At 62.6% G+C, this 14266-nt stretch carries 14 protein-coding genes; 12 read left to right on the top strand and 2 right to left on the bottom strand.

The features are described from left to right. Positions 1-11: 11 nt before the first annotated feature. Positions 12-578 carry a transcription elongation factor GreB gene (gene greB / locus NCG91_RS18605; RefSeq protein WP_092710976.1) on the bottom strand — a complete coding sequence of 189 codons (567 nt, stop codon included), beginning with the start codon at positions 576-578 and terminating at the stop codon, positions 12-14. A gap of 115 nt (positions 579-693) precedes the next feature. On the opposite strand from greB, the gene NCG91_RS18600 reads away from it, so the two are divergent. The 12 genes from NCG91_RS18600 (at position 694) to NCG91_RS18545 (ending at position 13575) form a co-directional block, all read left to right on the top strand. After that, the gene (locus NCG91_RS18600) at positions 694-1281 is read left to right on the top strand and encodes a hypothetical protein (protein ID WP_251350728.1); all 588 of its coding nucleotides are present in this window, start codon (positions 694-696) and stop codon (positions 1279-1281) included. A gap of 17 nt (positions 1282-1298) precedes the next feature. Continuing rightward, complete coding sequence (locus NCG91_RS18595) at positions 1299-2807, top strand: sensor histidine kinase (RefSeq protein ID WP_251350727.1); 1509 nt, start codon at positions 1299-1301, stop codon at positions 2805-2807. A gap of 23 nt (positions 2808-2830) precedes the next feature. Beyond that, positions 2831-3478, top strand: a complete 648-nt coding sequence (locus NCG91_RS18590) for a response regulator (RefSeq protein ID WP_077407788.1) — start codon at positions 2831-2833, stop codon at positions 3476-3478. Positions 3479-3679: 201 nt separating this feature from the next. Further along, complete coding sequence (locus NCG91_RS18585) at positions 3680-5251, top strand: GGDEF domain-containing protein (RefSeq protein WP_251350749.1); 1572 nt, start codon at positions 3680-3682, stop codon at positions 5249-5251. Positions 5252-5591: 340 nt separating this feature from the next. Beyond that, a complete protein-coding gene (locus tag NCG91_RS18580) occupies positions 5592-7103 on the top strand; it encodes a flagellin N-terminal helical domain-containing protein (protein WP_251350726.1) in 1512 nt (503 codons plus the stop codon). Positions 7104-7187: 84 nt separating this feature from the next. Next, entirely contained in the window at positions 7188-7559 is a 372-nt protein-coding gene (locus NCG91_RS18575) for a flagellar protein FlaG (protein WP_251350725.1), read from the top strand. Between the two features lie 230 nt (positions 7560-7789). Continuing rightward, on the top strand, positions 7790-10471 hold the full coding sequence (gene fliD, locus NCG91_RS18570) for a flagellar filament capping protein FliD (RefSeq protein WP_354004626.1): 2682 nt from the start codon (positions 7790-7792) through the stop codon (positions 10469-10471). Between the two features lie 22 nt (positions 10472-10493). Then, a complete protein-coding gene (gene fliS / locus NCG91_RS18565; RefSeq protein ID WP_251350724.1) occupies positions 10494-10940 on the top strand; it encodes a flagellar export chaperone FliS in 447 nt (148 codons plus the stop codon). A gap of 3 nt (positions 10941-10943) precedes the next feature. Continuing rightward, positions 10944-11270: a flagellar protein FliT gene (locus NCG91_RS18560; RefSeq protein WP_035821340.1), complete on the top strand. Its 327-nt coding sequence runs from the start codon at positions 10944-10946 to the stop codon at positions 11268-11270. Positions 11271-11323: 53 nt separating this feature from the next. Beyond that, the gene (gene fliK, locus NCG91_RS18555) at positions 11324-12484 is read left to right on the top strand and encodes a flagellar hook-length control protein FliK (protein ID WP_251350723.1); all 1161 of its coding nucleotides are present in this window, start codon (positions 11324-11326) and stop codon (positions 12482-12484) included. Next, entirely contained in the window at positions 12477-12803 is a 327-nt protein-coding gene (locus NCG91_RS18550) for an EscU/YscU/HrcU family type III secretion system export apparatus switch protein (RefSeq protein ID WP_099666872.1), read from the top strand. The genes fliK and NCG91_RS18550 overlap by 8 nt, the downstream gene beginning before the upstream one ends. Positions 12804-12828: 25 nt before the next feature. Continuing rightward, a complete protein-coding gene (locus tag NCG91_RS18545) occupies positions 12829-13575 on the top strand; it encodes a flagellar brake protein (protein WP_251350722.1) in 747 nt (248 codons plus the stop codon). 143 nt (positions 13576-13718) lie between these two features. Here the strand turns inward: NCG91_RS18545 and fliE are convergent, their stop codons facing one another. Beyond that, the gene (gene fliE, locus NCG91_RS18540; RefSeq protein WP_494337257.1) at positions 13719-14099 is read right to left on the bottom strand and encodes a flagellar hook-basal body complex protein FliE; all 381 of its coding nucleotides are present in this window, start codon (positions 14097-14099) and stop codon (positions 13719-13721) included. Positions 14100-14266: the final 167 nt, after the last annotated feature.

The following is a 14266-nucleotide window of genomic DNA, read 5'->3' as shown; positions in this document are numbered from 1 at the left end:
GTCAACGCAAACTACCCCTCCCCCGGCGCCGGATACGTCACTTCCAGCAATTCCAGTTCCTGCTCGCCCAGCGGCGTGTTGAGGGTGATCACGTCGCCTTCGCGCGCCTTGGTGATGGTGCGGGCCATGGGCGAGACCCAGCTGATCTTGCCGTTCAGGGGGTCGAATTCATCGATGCCGACGATGGTGATGGTGTGCGTTTCGCCGTCGCTCGTGCGGTAGGTGACCGTGGCGCCGAAAAACACCTGGTCGTTGCCATGGTGCACGCTGGGGTCGACGATGGCGGCTAGGTCCATGCGTTTCGTCAGGAAGCGAATGCGGCGGTCGATTTCGCGCAGGCGCCGCTTGCCGTAGATATAGTCGCCATTTTCCGAACGGTCGCCATTCGACGCCGCCCAATGGACGATGCGCACCACTTCAGGACGGTCGACGTCGATCAGCTGCAGCAGCTCATCCTTGATGCGCTGGTAACCGGCCGGCGTGATGTAGTTCTTGGCGCCGGCGGGAATGGCCAGCGCCAGCGCGGCCGCTTCTTCATCGTCGTCGTTGTCGGATTCTTTTACAAAGGCTTTATTCATCTGTCTATTGTAGCCCCGCCAGGGAGCCACGGGCACACGGGATGCGGGGGCAAACGGGCTTTTTTGACGTATCATCGTGGCAATCGCGGCAAACCTGCGCCGCACACGGAGACGGATGAAAAAATTCTACAGAGTCAGGCGCTGGCTGTTCGCGCCGCTGGTCTACCTGGCTGCCATCTTCCTGCTGATCGAGGAATGGCTGTGGGCGACGGGCGCGCGCATCATGCAGGTGGTGGCGCAATTTCCGCCCCTGCATGCGCTGGAAGCGTGGATCAAGCGCCTGCCGCCGTACTGGGCGCTGGCCATCTTCGTGCTGCCGGCCGTGCTGCTGTTCCCCGTCAAGCTGCTGGCCCTGCTGGCCATCGCGCGCGGCCATGCCTTTTCCGGCATCGGCGTGATCGTCATCGCCAAGCTGGGCGGTGCGGCCGCCGTGGCGCGCCTGTACAGCCTGACGCGCCCTACCCTGCTCAGTTTGCCATGGTTTGCCCGCTGGCATGGTCTGTTCATGGAAACCAAGGACCGCTGGATCGCCCGCCTGCGCGCCACGCGCCCCTGGCGCCGTGTCAGCCGCCTGTCGGCCGCGCTGGGCCGCGCCCGCCGTGCCTGGTGGCAACGCTTGCGCAAGGGCACGCAAGGGCGCCATAATTCGCGCCCGGCCAGAGTGCTGCGCCGCTTCGTCGCCTTCTGGCGCGCCCGCCGCTGATGAAGAAAGGCCAATCCATGCACGACACTCCCCGCCTGGCCCCCGCCATGCGCGCGGCGGCGCCGGAAATCTACCTGTACGACGCGGCCAGCTTGCAATTGCTGGACGCCAACGATGCTGCCTGCGACAACTTGCAGTATGCGCGCAAGCAATTGCTGGCGATGACACCCTTCACCCTGGCGCCGCAGCTCGACGCGCAGCAACTTGCCGCCGTGCTGGCGACCCTGGACGACAGCATCGGTGCACAAGCCCTGCTGCACGTGCAGCAGCGCCGCCGCGACGGCAGCCTGTATTCGCTCAGCCTGCACCTGTCGCGCGCCAGCCGCCATGGACGCGCCCTGCTGCTGGCCGAGGGCGAAGACTTGCGCACGCCCCAGGCGACAGCCGCCGCCCTGGCGCAGGTGCAGTCGCGCTTCAACGCCATCGTCTCGAATACGCCGGGTCTCGTGTACCAGTTCTGCCTGCATGCGGATGGGCGCGCCGCCTTCCCCTACCTGAGCGATGGCTGCCAGGCCCTGCTGGGCCTGGGGCCGGCACAGCTGCACGCGCGCCCGGAACTGTTTTACCAGTTGATCCTCGCCGACGACCGCGCCTCGTATCTGGAATCGATGCAAGCGTCAAAAAACGCCTTGTGGAGCTGGAACTGGGAAGGCCGCATCTGGATCGACGCCTGGAAGGATGTGAAATGGATCAACCTGCGCTCCACGCCGCGCGCGCTGGCCGATGGCACGGTGCAGTGGGAAGGCATCATGACGAATATCACGGAAAGCCGGCTGGAACAGAGCGAAGTGCGCCAGTCGCGCGCCCGCCTGGCCGAGCTGACGGCGCATATCGACAAGGTCAAGGAACACGAACGCACGCGCCTGGCGCGCGAATTGCACGATGACCTGGGCGGCAATTTGACGGCGATCAAGATGGCGCTGGCCATGCTGGCGCGCCGCCTGCCGCCGGACGACCAGCAACTGCAGGAAAAGGCCGACTATGTCGATGCCCTGGTCGACCGCAGCATCGACGCCGTGCACCGCATTTCGCTCGACTTGCGCCCCTCCATGCTGGACCTGGGCCTGGTCGCCGCGCTGGACTGGCAAGTGAAGGAATTCGCGCGCCAGGCTGGCATCGAATGCCAGTTCATTTCGAACCGCCAGCACATCGAACTGGAGCTGGACCAGGCGACTAGCCTGTTCCGCATCGCCCAGGAGGCGCTGACGAATATCGCCAAGCATGCGCAGGCGAGCAAGGTCAGCGTGCGCCTGGCCCGGCAGCGCCAGCATATCAGCCTGTCGATCGCCGACAATGGCGTCGGCATGCGCCTGTCCGACCGCGCCAAGCCGCAATCGTTCGGCATCCGCGGCATGGCCGAGCGGGCCAGCGCGCTGGGCGGCACCCTGAGCCTGATGGACGGGCCGGACGGCGGCACCATCCTGAGCATAAAAATCCGGCTGACCACGCCGCGAGAGGCGATAATAGCGGCTGCAGCCAGTGCGCCCGCGCACAGCGGGCCGCCACCAGAAGCGGCCAGTGGGTGAATTAGATAGGAAACAACGCAGTCATGAAAGAAAAAGCCACCATCCGGGTATTCATCGCCGACGATCACGCGATCGTGCGCGAGGGCTTGAAGCAAATCCTCGCCGATACGAAGGACATCATCGTGGCCGGCGAGGCCGAAAATGGCCACGACGCCATCAAGCTGTTCCGCGGCTCGAAATGCCAGGTGTTGCTGCTCGACATCTCCCTGCCCGACCGCAGCGGCATCGAGGTGCTCAAGCAGATCAAGAAGGAAAAGCCGGAACTGGCTGTGCTGATGCTCTCCATGCACCGCGAGGACCAGTACGCCATCCGTTCGCTCAAGGCGGGCGCGGCCGGCTACCTGACGAAACAGAGCGCGCCGCGCGAACTGGTCACGGCCATCCGCCAGGTGGCGCAAGGCTTGAAATACATCAGCGCCTCGCTGGCGCAGGAATTGGCCAACACGGTGGGCGACGACCACGAAACGGCCTTGCACGACACCTTGTCGGACCGCGAATACCAGACCCTGGTCATGATCGCCTCGGGCAAGGCCGTGGGCGCCATTGCCGAAGAGCTGAAATTGTCCGTGAAAACCGTCAGCGAATACCGCGCCCGCCTGCTCGTCAAGATGAAACTCAAGAACAGCGCCGAACTGACGCATTACGCCATCCGCAACCAACTGGTGGATTGACGGCAAAGCGGCATGCCCGCTGGCATCGGGCGAATTGACAGGACTTCTCCTTGCTTCTCGCACAATAAGTTCTTTGCCAACTCGCATATCATGAGGATAATTAGAAATATCTAAAAAGGCTGTGCCTACATGTCCAGTAAATTGCCAACTTCACCAGCAAGCGCTCCCGCCGGCGCCACGAATACCGCCGCCGCTGCAGCGATGAACCCTGCCGATATCGCCCGCGAAGCGTTTCGCCGCCTGGCCACGCGCCGCATCGCCCCCACGCCGAGCGCCTACCGCCATATCTACAATGAAATCGCCGGCATCAGCGAACCGGCAGAGACGCCCGGCGCGCCTGCCGCCGTGCTGGCCGCCAGCGCACCCACGGAGAGTGGCGCGGAAAACGTCCTGACGCAGTTTGCCGCCAAGATGAGCGAATCGGCGGGCGAACTGGGCGACTTTGGCCGGCGCTTCCAGCGCGCCCTGAAAGCGCGCGACTGGGACAGCTATGCGCGTACCCTGGCGCAACTGGCGGAAAAACAGGTGAAGAAAGGCGGCGGCATCGAATTGCCGCCCCTGCCGGACGGCGAACAGACGCGCACCCTGCGCGAGTTGCTCAGCCGCACCCTGGGCTTTGCCGTCGCCACCTTGCTGACGGGCACGCCCGCGCTGGTGGAAGAGGCCGAATCGCTGGGCGCGGCCATCAAGCTGGCCCACACGGAAGAAGCGCTGAACGAAGCGGCGCTGCGCCTGAAACAGCTGTGCTACCAGATCGAGCTGAAGAGCGGCGATACGGCCGAGCAGCAGGAATTGCTGCTGCGCCTGTTCAAGTTGCTGCTGGACAACGTCAGCCAGTTGCTCGACGACGACAGCTGGCTGCGCGGCCAGGTCGATGCCGTGCAAAACCTGATCGCCGGCCCGCTCGACCAGCGCGCGCTGGAAGACGCCACGCGCAGCCTGAAGGAAGTCATCTACAAGCAAGGCCAGCTCAAGCACAGCCTGTCCGACGTCAAGCTGACGGTCAAGAACATGATGATGACCTTCATCGACCGCCTGGGGCAAGTGGCGGCCAGCACGGGCGACTTCCATGAAAAGATCGGCGGCTATTCGGAAAAGATCAGCCAGGCAGAAAATATCAGCGAACTGAACAGCGTTCTCGACGAAGTCTTGCGCGAAACGCGCATGGTGCAGAACGAAGCCTTGCGCGCACGCGACAAGATGGTGCTGGCGCGCCAGGAAGTGCAGGATGCGGAACAGCGCATCCACACCCTGGAAGCCAAGCTCCAGCATATGAGCGAACTGGTGCGGGAAGACCAGCTGACGGGCAGCCTGAACCGCCGTGGCCTGGACGACGTGTTCGAACGCGAGACGGCCCGCTCCGACCGCCGCGGCACCCCGCTGTGCATCGCCATGCTGGACCTGGACGATTTCAAGCGCCTGAACGACACCTACGGCCACCTGGCCGGCGATGCCGCCTTGAAACACCTGGTGAAGATCGTCAAGGAAACCCTGCGCTCGATGGACGTCATCGCCCGCTTCGGCGGCGAGGAATTCCTCATCCTGCTGCCGGAAACCACGGTCGAGGCGGCCTCGTCGACGATGACGCGCTTGCAGCGCGAGCTGACCCGGCATTTCTTCCTGCACGACAACGAAAAAGTCTTGATCACCTTTTCCGCCGGCGTGGCCCTGCGCCTGCCCAACGAAGACCAGGCCGAGCTGGTCAAGCGCGCCGACCGCGCCATGTACCAGGCCAAGCAGACGGGCAAGAACCGCGTGGTGGTGGCCGACTAAGCCCGGTCCGCTTCACGCCATGCCGTCCCGCCACCCGGCCGGACGGCATTTTTCATGGCAAGAACAATAACATTCATCGCCTTCCCGCCTTCCGCCGGCGTCCGCGCGATATGAAAATAAAACTATTTTTACCCTCAAGTTTCTTTAAATCATGTCGTCTAGCGCGCGGCCGGCGGCAAACTGAAGGGCTAAAAATTAAAATTTAAAGCACTTTTCGCCATAAATTTTCCCGCACAGCAACCGTTACCCTAAACAACAGCGGCTTGATTGTCCCGGAACAGCGGGGCAGGCCAAAGTGAATGGCACATAGCACAATGTAGTACCTGTTTGGAGAATTAACATGGCTGCAGTAATTAATACCAACATTGCCTCCCTGAACTCACAGCGCAATCTGTCGACGTCGCAATCGGCCCTGACCACCTCGCTGCAACGTCTGTCTTCCGGCATGCGCATCAACAGCGCCAAGGACGACGCCGCAGGCCTGGCGATTTCCGACCGTATGACGTCGCAAATCCGCGGCATGACGCAAGCCACCCGCAATGCAAACGACGGCGTCTCGCTGGCTCAAACGGCCGAGGGTGCACTCTCGAGCTCGGGCGACATCCTGCAACGTATCCGCGAACTGGCCGTTCAATCGTCGAACGCCACCAACTCGTCGAGCGACCGTCAGGCTCTGCAAACCGAGGTAGGCCAGTTGGGTTCGGAACTGAACCGCATCGCCCAAACCACTTCGTTCAACGGCCAGGCGCTGCTGGACGGCACCATGGGCACGGCCAACTTCCAGGTCGGCGCGGACGCGAATCAGCTGATTTCGGCCAGCGGTGCAAACTTCCTGACCAATACCTATGGCAACAACCGCATTGAGAATGATGCTGTTGCAGTCAAAGCAACGTCAACCAACGTTGCCGATGCAAAAGCCATCACCATCAACGGCAAGCTCGGTTCTGCCACCTACACTACGGCTACCGCTGCCGTAGGTCCTCCAGCTGTCCTGTCGGACACGGCTAAATCGATCGCTGCTGGCATCAACCAGAAAACCAGCGCTACCGGTGTCACCGCTACGGCAAAAACGGAAACCAACCTGGCCCTGGCCGCCGAATCGTATTCGTTCCAGATCGCATCGGACAACGATCCAGCCCAGACTCCTGTCACCGTGTCCTTCGCAGTGGGCGGCAGCGCAAGCAGCGCCACCGACTTCGCAGCAGGCATCAACGCCATCAATGCCCAATCGGCAAAAACCGGCGTGACGGCTCAGTACGACACGAAAAACGGCGGTATCAAGCTGAGCAATGCCAACGGCGCTGACATCAAGCTCACCAACGGCGCTACTGCGAACACCAAGTTCGATGTCGCAAGCTACAAGCTCGATGGCACCAAGACCACCGCGGTCGACAACAAGGGCGCTGCAGGTGTTGCTGTTGCCAACGGCACCGTTACATTCGACTCGGACAGCAGCTTCTCCGTCACCGATGCCGGTTCCGGCCTGGGCCTGGGTGCGGCAGCAGCAGCAGCCACCAACCAGGGTTCGCAACTGAAGTCCGTCGCCTCGATCGACATCACGACTTTCGACGGCGCCCAGCTGGCCTTGAAAATCGCCGATGCAGCCTTGTCGACGGTCAACGGCCAACGCGCTCAGTACGGTGCATTGCAATCGCGCTTCGCCTCGGCGATCTCGAACCTGCAATCGACGACGGAAAATCTGTCGGCATCGCGCAGCCGCATCGTCGATACGGACTTCGCGTCGGAAACGGCCAACATGACCCGCGGCCAGATCCTGCAACAAGCTGGTACGGCCATGCTGGCGCAAGCGAACTCGCTGCCGAACGGCGTCCTGAGCTTGCTGCGCGGCTAATCTCCGATTAGTCAGGCAACAGCGTAGGACCCTGATTCCCCTGCCGGATTTTTTCGGCAGGGGAATTTTCACTAGGAGAGCACCATGACTATCGACACGATAGCGGCCGCCTCCGCGGCCAGGATAGACAAGAGTTATGTGTCTGCGGACACGTCACCGGCGCGCCCGGCAGCGCCACGCGCCGCCACGGAAACCGACAAGGTTGCACCACAGCAAGCCAGCAAGGAACCCAGCCGCGAGCAGCTCGACAAGGCGGTATCGGAGCTGAACCAGTCGTCGCAGATGAAGACGCAAGGCCTGGAATTTTCCGTCGATGAAGACAGCCAGCGCACGGTCGTCAAGGTCATCGACCAGGAAACCAAGGAAGTACTGCGCCAGATTCCCACCCGGGAAGCGCTGGAATTGGCCAAGACCTTTGACTCGGCCAAGGGTTCGCTGATCCGCCAAAGCGCCTGATGATGGCATGGCTCACGGACATGCGACATCGCGGCAGCAGGCATCAGCATGACCACGGGGTTCGGTAGCCTGGCTATCCGGCCCCGTTTTTTATTGCAACTCGCACAATATTTCCCCATCTCTTCCCCGCTTTTTTGCTCCCGCTGAAAACAGCGCGGTAAATCCCCCTCTCAAGTCCTGATTGATTCTGCCGATAACAGCTTATATTAGTGTTTTCCTAGGAGTATTCAGTGGCCATCACACCTACCCTTTCATCCATAGGCATCGGCGCCGGCGCCAGCGGCCTGGATGTGAATGCCATCATCGACAAGCTGATGACGGCCGAAGCCGCGCCGCTGGGTACCTTTGACAAGAAAACGGCCTCGTACCAGGCCAAGCTCAGCGCGCTGGGCACGCTGAGCGGCGCCGTCAGCACTTTCCAGGGCTCGTTATCAGCGCTCACCAACTCAAGCAACTTCCGCGCCGTCAGCGCCACGCCGTCCGATCCGCTGGTGCTATCGGCCAGTGCCGGCGCCAAGGCCGTCGCCGGCAGCTATAACATCAATGTTTCCCAGCTGGCCCAGGCGCAGACGCTGACGTCGGGCGGCATGGCCAGCAAACTGTCGACCATCGGCAGCGGCGCCAAGACCACGATTTCCTTCCAGCTGGGCTCACTCGCCGGCGGCACCTTTGGCGTAACGGGCACGACACTGAGCGGCAGCACCCTGCTCACGGGCGTAAGCAACGGCTCGCTGATCATCAATGGCACGGCTATTCCGACGGACGCCAGCACCAAGAGCGCACGCGCGCTGGCGGACGCCATCAACGCCAAGAGCAGCACCACGGGTGTGACAGCCACGGCCCAGCCGACGGCCAGCAACGCCACCATGTTCAACGGTTTCGGCAATATCGAAACGGGCGCGGACGGCACCTACTCGCTGTCGATAGGCGGCATCGAGATCGTGACCCAGGGTAACGGCGTCGGCGCAGGCGCCGGCATTACGGCCGCGTCGCTCGACACGACGCTCGAAGGCCCGAATGCCGTCTCGAATGCACTGGCCGCGGCCAACATCACCGTCACCGGCAAGGCCGCCGACGGCACCCTGAAATTTACGCGCGCCGACGGCTCCAACCTCAACATCGAGGAAGTGGTGACGGGTTCGGTCAAGGGCGGCATCGGCCATGCATCGAACTCGGTCAATGACGGCTCGAACGTAACGATTGCCAGTTCGATTACCCTGGCCTCGGGCAACGCCAGTCCCATCGTCGTCGGGGGGAGCAATCCTGCCGCAGCAGGGCTGACCGCGGGCACGGGCGGCAGCTACATGAACACGAACTTTACCCAGGATGGCACGCAGGCGACGGGTTCGGTGGTGATCGATTCCACCAACAACAGCTTGCAAGGCATACGCGACGCCATCAATAACGCCGGCCTGGGCGTCACCGCCAGCATCGTTTCCGATGGCACGGACAAACCGTATCACCTGGTGCTCAGTTCGACCAAGACAGGCGCCAATTCGGCCATGAAGATTTCGCTCAGCGGCAGCGATGGCCAGCCCGCCGACAGCGCCCTGAACGACTTGCTGTCGTACGATGCGGGCGGCACGCAAAACCTCAAGCAGAACAGCGCGGCGCAAAACACCATGTTCAGCGTCAACGGCATCGCCATCACCAGCAGTTCGAACAACGTCGATACGGCCATCGAAGGCGTCACCTTGGGCATTACCAAGATAGGCACGTCCAGCCTGTCGGTGGCCAAGGATACAACGACGGTCAAGACCAGCATCACCGCCTTCGTCAAGGCCTACAACGAGCTGAACACTTCGATCGGCAAGATGACAGCCTACAATCCCGAAACCAAGACGGGAGGCATCTTGCTGGGAGATTCGACCGTTCAATCGATACAAAGCCAGTTGCGCCGGCAGCTGGGCGCACCGATTACCGGCTTGAGCAGCGGCATGAATACCTTGAGCCAGGTGGGCATTTCCTTCCAGAAAGATGGCAGCCTGACCCTGGATACAAGTAAGCTCGACAAGGCAATCAGCACGAACTTCAGCGACATCGCCGGCCTGTTCTCGGCCATCGGCAAGGCCAGCGACAGCAATGTCGCGTTTACCAGCTCGACCGCCGCCACCAAGCCCGGCACCTATGACCTGAGCATTACCACGATGGCCAGCCAGGGCTCGCTCACCTCGGATGCCGCCTTGCCCGCCAGCACCACGATTGCCAGCGACACCACCTGGAACGTCACGCTGAACGACACGGAACCGTCCGCCGCGAAGAACACAGCCAAGGTGACGATACCGGCCGGCACCTATACCCCGACACAGCTGGCGTCGCTGGTGCAATCCTCGATCAACGGCGTGAAGGCCTTCTCGGACAATGGCTCGACGGTTTCCGCCGCCATCGATGGCACCGGCAAACTGGTCCTCTCTTCGAGCCGCTACGGTTCCGTCTCCAACCTTGCCGTGAGCAGCGGCACGGGGACCGGCATCGATACCCTGTTTGGCACGGCCAAGCCCGTCAAGGGCACCGACGTGGCCGGCACGCTAGGCGGGCAACCCGTTGTCGGCTCGGGCCAGACCCTGACGGGCGCCCCCGGTTCGCCGGCCGAAGGCTTAAAGATCGAAGTGACCGGCGGCACTACCGGCGCGCGCGGCACGGTCAGCTTCTCGCAGGGCTATGCCTACCAGTTGAATAACCTGGCCACGTCCTTCCTGGGCACGGACGGCATGATCACCGGACGCACGAACGGCATCAATGAAACCCTGAAATCGGTGGCGGCGCAGCGCGACAAGTTCAGCGCGAAGCTGACCGACATCGAAGCGCGCTACCGCGCCCAATACACGCGCCTCGACGTAACGCTAAGCAAATTGCAGTCCACGCAAACTTATTTGACCCAGCAGCTGGCATCCATCGCCGCCAACCGCTAAGCGCCATCATCAGGAGAAACATATGTTCGGAACTCAACAACGCGGCGTCAATGCCTATGCCAAGGTCGGCCTGGAAACAGGCATCGTCTCAGCCTCGCCGCACAAGCTGATCGTCATGCTGTACGACGGCGCCCTGGTGGCCGTGCTCAGCGCGCAGATGCACATGAATTCAGGCAATATTCCCGAGAAAGGCAAGTCCATCTCGAAAGCCATCCAGATCATCGACAATGGCTTGCGCGCCAGCCTGGACAAGGAAGCGGGCGGCCAGATCGCCGAAGGCCTCGACGCCCTGTATGAATACATGAGCGCGCGCTTGCTGGCAGCCAATATCCGCAACGATTTGGCCATGCTGGAAGAAGTGCAGCGCCTGCTGACCGACCTGCGCGAAACCTGGAACGCCATCGGCGCCACCCCCGCCGCCATGCCTGGCGCCGATTTGAAACGTATGCCCAGCCTTGCGAGCGCCTGACCCATGATGACGAATCAAGAAGTCCTGACCACCTACGAAGCCATGCAGACCCTGACGGGCCAGATGGTCACCGCCGCCACCAACGCCGACTGGGATGCGCTCGAAGCGCTGGAACAGCGCATCAGCGCACATGTGGCCGCGCTGAAGGCGAATGAAGAAAAAGTCGTGCTGGAAAGCGCTGGCCGCCAGCGCAAGGTCGCCCTGATCAAGCAGATCCTGGAAGACGACCGCAAGATCCGCGACCTCACCATGCCGTGGATGGCGCAATTGTCCAAGCTGATCAGCAGCACCGGCACCGAGCGGCGCCTGGCAAACGCCTACGGCGCGTAAGCGCCCACGGGGCAAGGTCCGCTATCATGTTGCCGAAGATGGATGCAATCGGCATGACGCCCTTGACCCCGATCAAGGGCACTCGCCCGGCCGACACCGTCGCCGACCCGCGCCAGGCCGAGTTCCAGCGCTCGCTGCAGGGGCTCATCGGCAAATCCATGCAGGGACAGGTGCTGGCCCGCATGGGCGACGGCAGCTTTCTCGTGCGCGTGGCCGGTACGCCGGCCCGCATGCAGCTGCCTGCCGGCGCCCAGCCCGGCACGGAAATCCCGCTGACCTTGATCGGCATCAATCCCCGCCCCTCTTTTCAAATCGGCAATAACCGCGACCAGCCCGCCAGCGCCCTGCTGACGTATGCGGATGCGGAAGCCGAACCGGACGCCGCTGAAACGCGCGGTCCCCAGCCCGGCGCCGCCCAGGCGGGCACGCGCGCCAGCAGCACGGCCGCCACCCTGCTCAGCCGCGCGCCCCTGACGCCGGCCAATCTGCTGCCCGCCCTGGCTGGCGACACGCCCGCGCCCGAGCTGAGCACCACCGCGCGCGCCATCAGCACCGTGCTCAGCCAGGCGGAAAGCGTGCCCGGCGCGCCCCTGTCCCTGGTCGGCAAGACGCCGCTGATGGCCACGCCGGGCGCCGCCCCGGCCCAGGTGGCCCAGAAGCTGCACGACGCCGTCGGCAGCAGCGGTCTGTTCTATGAATCGCATGTGGCCGAATGGGCCGAAGGCAAGCGGCCGCTGGCGTCGCTGCTGCTGGAGCCGCAGATGCAGAAGGCGGCACAGGGCGACGCGGCCAGGACGGGGACCGACCTAGCCTCGGCGCAACTGATCAATTTGCAGCTGCATACGCACGAACAGGCGCGCGTACAGTGGCAGGGCGAAGCGTGGCCCGGCCAGAAGATGCAGTGGGATATCAGCAAGGATGCGCCGGAAGGACAGCAGCACGATGGGCGCGACGGCGACGGGGAAGCGACGGCCTGGCGCAGCAACGTGCGCTTCCAGTTTCCCCTGCTGGGCGACTTGGCCGCGCACGTGGTCTTGCAGGGCGGCCGCGTGGCCATCCAGCTGCAAGCGGGCAGCGAAGGCAGCGCCGACACCTTGCGCCAGCATGCGGCGGCGCTGGAAGCGTCGCTCGATGCGGCCGGATGGCCATTGACGTCGCTGACGATCGCCGGCAAGCCGGACGCCGCCGGGCCAGCGGAAGCGGACGATGCTTGACGACACCAAGCGCAAGGTGCCGCAGACGGCCGTCGCGCTGGCCTACCAGAGCGGCGCGCCCGCCCCCAAGGTGGTGGCCAAGGGCAGCGGCCTGATCGCGGACCAGATCATCAGCACGGCGCGCGAACACGGCGTCTTCGTGCATGAATCGAAGGAATTGGTGGCGTTGCTGATGGATGTCGACCTGGACCGCCAGATTCCGCCCGGCCTGTATCGGGCGATTGCGGAACTGCTGGCCTGGTTATATCATATTGAATCTGCGAATGGCGGGCCCATCCCGCCGCCGCCCGACACCAGCATCAACCTCACCGATACATAGACAGGCATCAATGCAAGCACATATTATGGATTCCGGCCTCGAAAACTGGCATGATTTTGAAGTGGAATCGCGGCGGGAAATCATCGCCTTGCTGCGCAGCATAGGCGAAAAGAACCAGCTGATCCGCATGCTGATCCACGGTGAATCCGATGTGTGCGTCACGTCCATCCTGGAAGTCGATGCCGACCACGATAGCGTCATCCTCGACCGTTCCGTGAATGCCGACCAGAACCGGCGCATGGTGGCCGCCAAGGGCATTTCGTTTGAAACCTCGCTCGACAAGATCCGCATCCTGTTTGCCAGCGCCCTGGTGGAAGAGTGCAATTACGGCGGCACGCCCGCCTTGAAAATTGCCATTCCAGAAACACTGATCCGCTTGCAGCGGCGCGAGTATTACCGCATGACTACGCCCGTGAGCAATCCCGTGCGCGTAGCGATTCCCCTGCCGCCCTCGCTGGGCGGCGCCGACACCCTGTTCCCGCTGGCCGACATCAGCTGCGGCGGCATCGCCATCCTCGACAATAAACTGATGCTGGGCGAGACCATCGGCCGGAATTATCCCGGCTGCCGCATCGACTTGCCCGACGTCGGCATCGTCACGGCGACTTTGCAAATTCGCAACTCGCTGGACATGACCTTGCTGAATAATAAACTGAACCGCCGACTCGGCTGCCAGTTCGTCGACCTGCCGCGCAGCATGCTGGCGCATGTGCAGCGCTATATCACGCGCCTGGAACGCGAGCGCAACGCCCGCATGGCTGGGTTAGGTTAACACCTTACAAACCTACTGCGCGTCGCCATTTGCGGCCTGCGATGCTCACTGTACTAGAGTACAGTTCCGCTTCTCGGCCACAACTGGCTTCCGCTCGCTACGGTTTGTAAGGCGTTCGTGACGAACCAATACACTTGCCTGTATCAAACCTGCATATTCATGATCTCATGATATGCCGAGACTAACTTATTGCGCACCTGCACCGTCGCCTGGAATTCGATGCTCGACTTTTGCATCGACACCATCACGTCCGACAGGCTGACCTTTTCATCGCCCATGGTAAAGCGCTGGCCCAGCGCGGACGAGGCTTTTTGCGCGCCGCTCACGGAGTCGAGCGCGCTCTTGAAGGCATCGGCGAAATTCACCTTCGCCGCCGGCATCTCGGTCTGGATCGCCGGTATTTTCGCCTCCGGCCGCGTGGCCGCCGACTTCAGTTGCGCGATCATCGCCTCGATCCTGCTGCTATCGATACCGCCTGTTTTCACTTTGCCTCCCGATTCTGGTGTGCTTCGTAACTGTTCCATGCCTGTTGCACCCAGAGAACAAAACCCTGGCTTGCAAGGCAACGACGGGTACAATAACTTCCGTCACATGTTGCCAGGGTTCCACAATACCAGCGCCAACGCCAGCCGCTCGGCCGAGCAGGCGGCAAAAGCGCCTTCTATTTGGACGATTGAAGCACGTGACAGTG

It is taken from the genome of Janthinobacterium kumbetense (assembly GCF_023703445.1).
GTDB classification, from domain to species: domain Bacteria; phylum Pseudomonadota; class Gammaproteobacteria; order Burkholderiales; family Burkholderiaceae_D; genus Janthinobacterium; species Janthinobacterium kumbetense.
The sequence above is the reverse complement of the archived record's forward strand: the minus strand, read 5'-3'. Positions and strand labels throughout refer to the sequence as shown.

Coding starts and splice junctions, on each gene's coding strand:
- NCG91_RS18580 (WP_251350726.1), top strand. CDS start 5,592: ATGGCTGCAGTAATTAATACCAACATTGCCTCCCTGAACTCACAGCGC.
- NCG91_RS18590 (WP_077407788.1), top strand. CDS start 2,831: ATGAAAGAAAAAGCCACCATCCGGGTATTCATCGCCGACGATCACGCG.
- fliE (WP_494337257.1), bottom strand. CDS start 14,099: ATGGAACAGTTACGAAGCACACCAGAATCGGGAGGCAAAGTGAAAACA.
- greB (WP_092710976.1), bottom strand. CDS start 578: ATGAATAAAGCCTTTGTAAAAGAATCCGACAACGACGACGATGAAGAA.
- NCG91_RS18595 (WP_251350727.1), top strand. CDS start 1,299: ATGCACGACACTCCCCGCCTGGCCCCCGCCATGCGCGCGGCGGCGCCG.
- NCG91_RS18575 (WP_251350725.1), top strand. CDS start 7,188: ATGACTATCGACACGATAGCGGCCGCCTCCGCGGCCAGGATAGACAAG.
- NCG91_RS18550 (WP_099666872.1), top strand. CDS start 12,477: ATGCTTGACGACACCAAGCGCAAGGTGCCGCAGACGGCCGTCGCGCTG.
- NCG91_RS18585 (WP_251350749.1), top strand. CDS start 3,680: ATGAACCCTGCCGATATCGCCCGCGAAGCGTTTCGCCGCCTGGCCACG.
- NCG91_RS18560 (WP_035821340.1), top strand. CDS start 10,944: ATGATGACGAATCAAGAAGTCCTGACCACCTACGAAGCCATGCAGACC.
- fliK (WP_251350723.1), top strand. CDS start 11,324: ATGACGCCCTTGACCCCGATCAAGGGCACTCGCCCGGCCGACACCGTC.
- NCG91_RS18600 (WP_251350728.1), top strand. CDS start 694: ATGAAAAAATTCTACAGAGTCAGGCGCTGGCTGTTCGCGCCGCTGGTC.
- NCG91_RS18545 (WP_251350722.1), top strand. CDS start 12,829: ATGGATTCCGGCCTCGAAAACTGGCATGATTTTGAAGTGGAATCGCGG.
- fliS (WP_251350724.1), top strand. CDS start 10,494: ATGTTCGGAACTCAACAACGCGGCGTCAATGCCTATGCCAAGGTCGGC.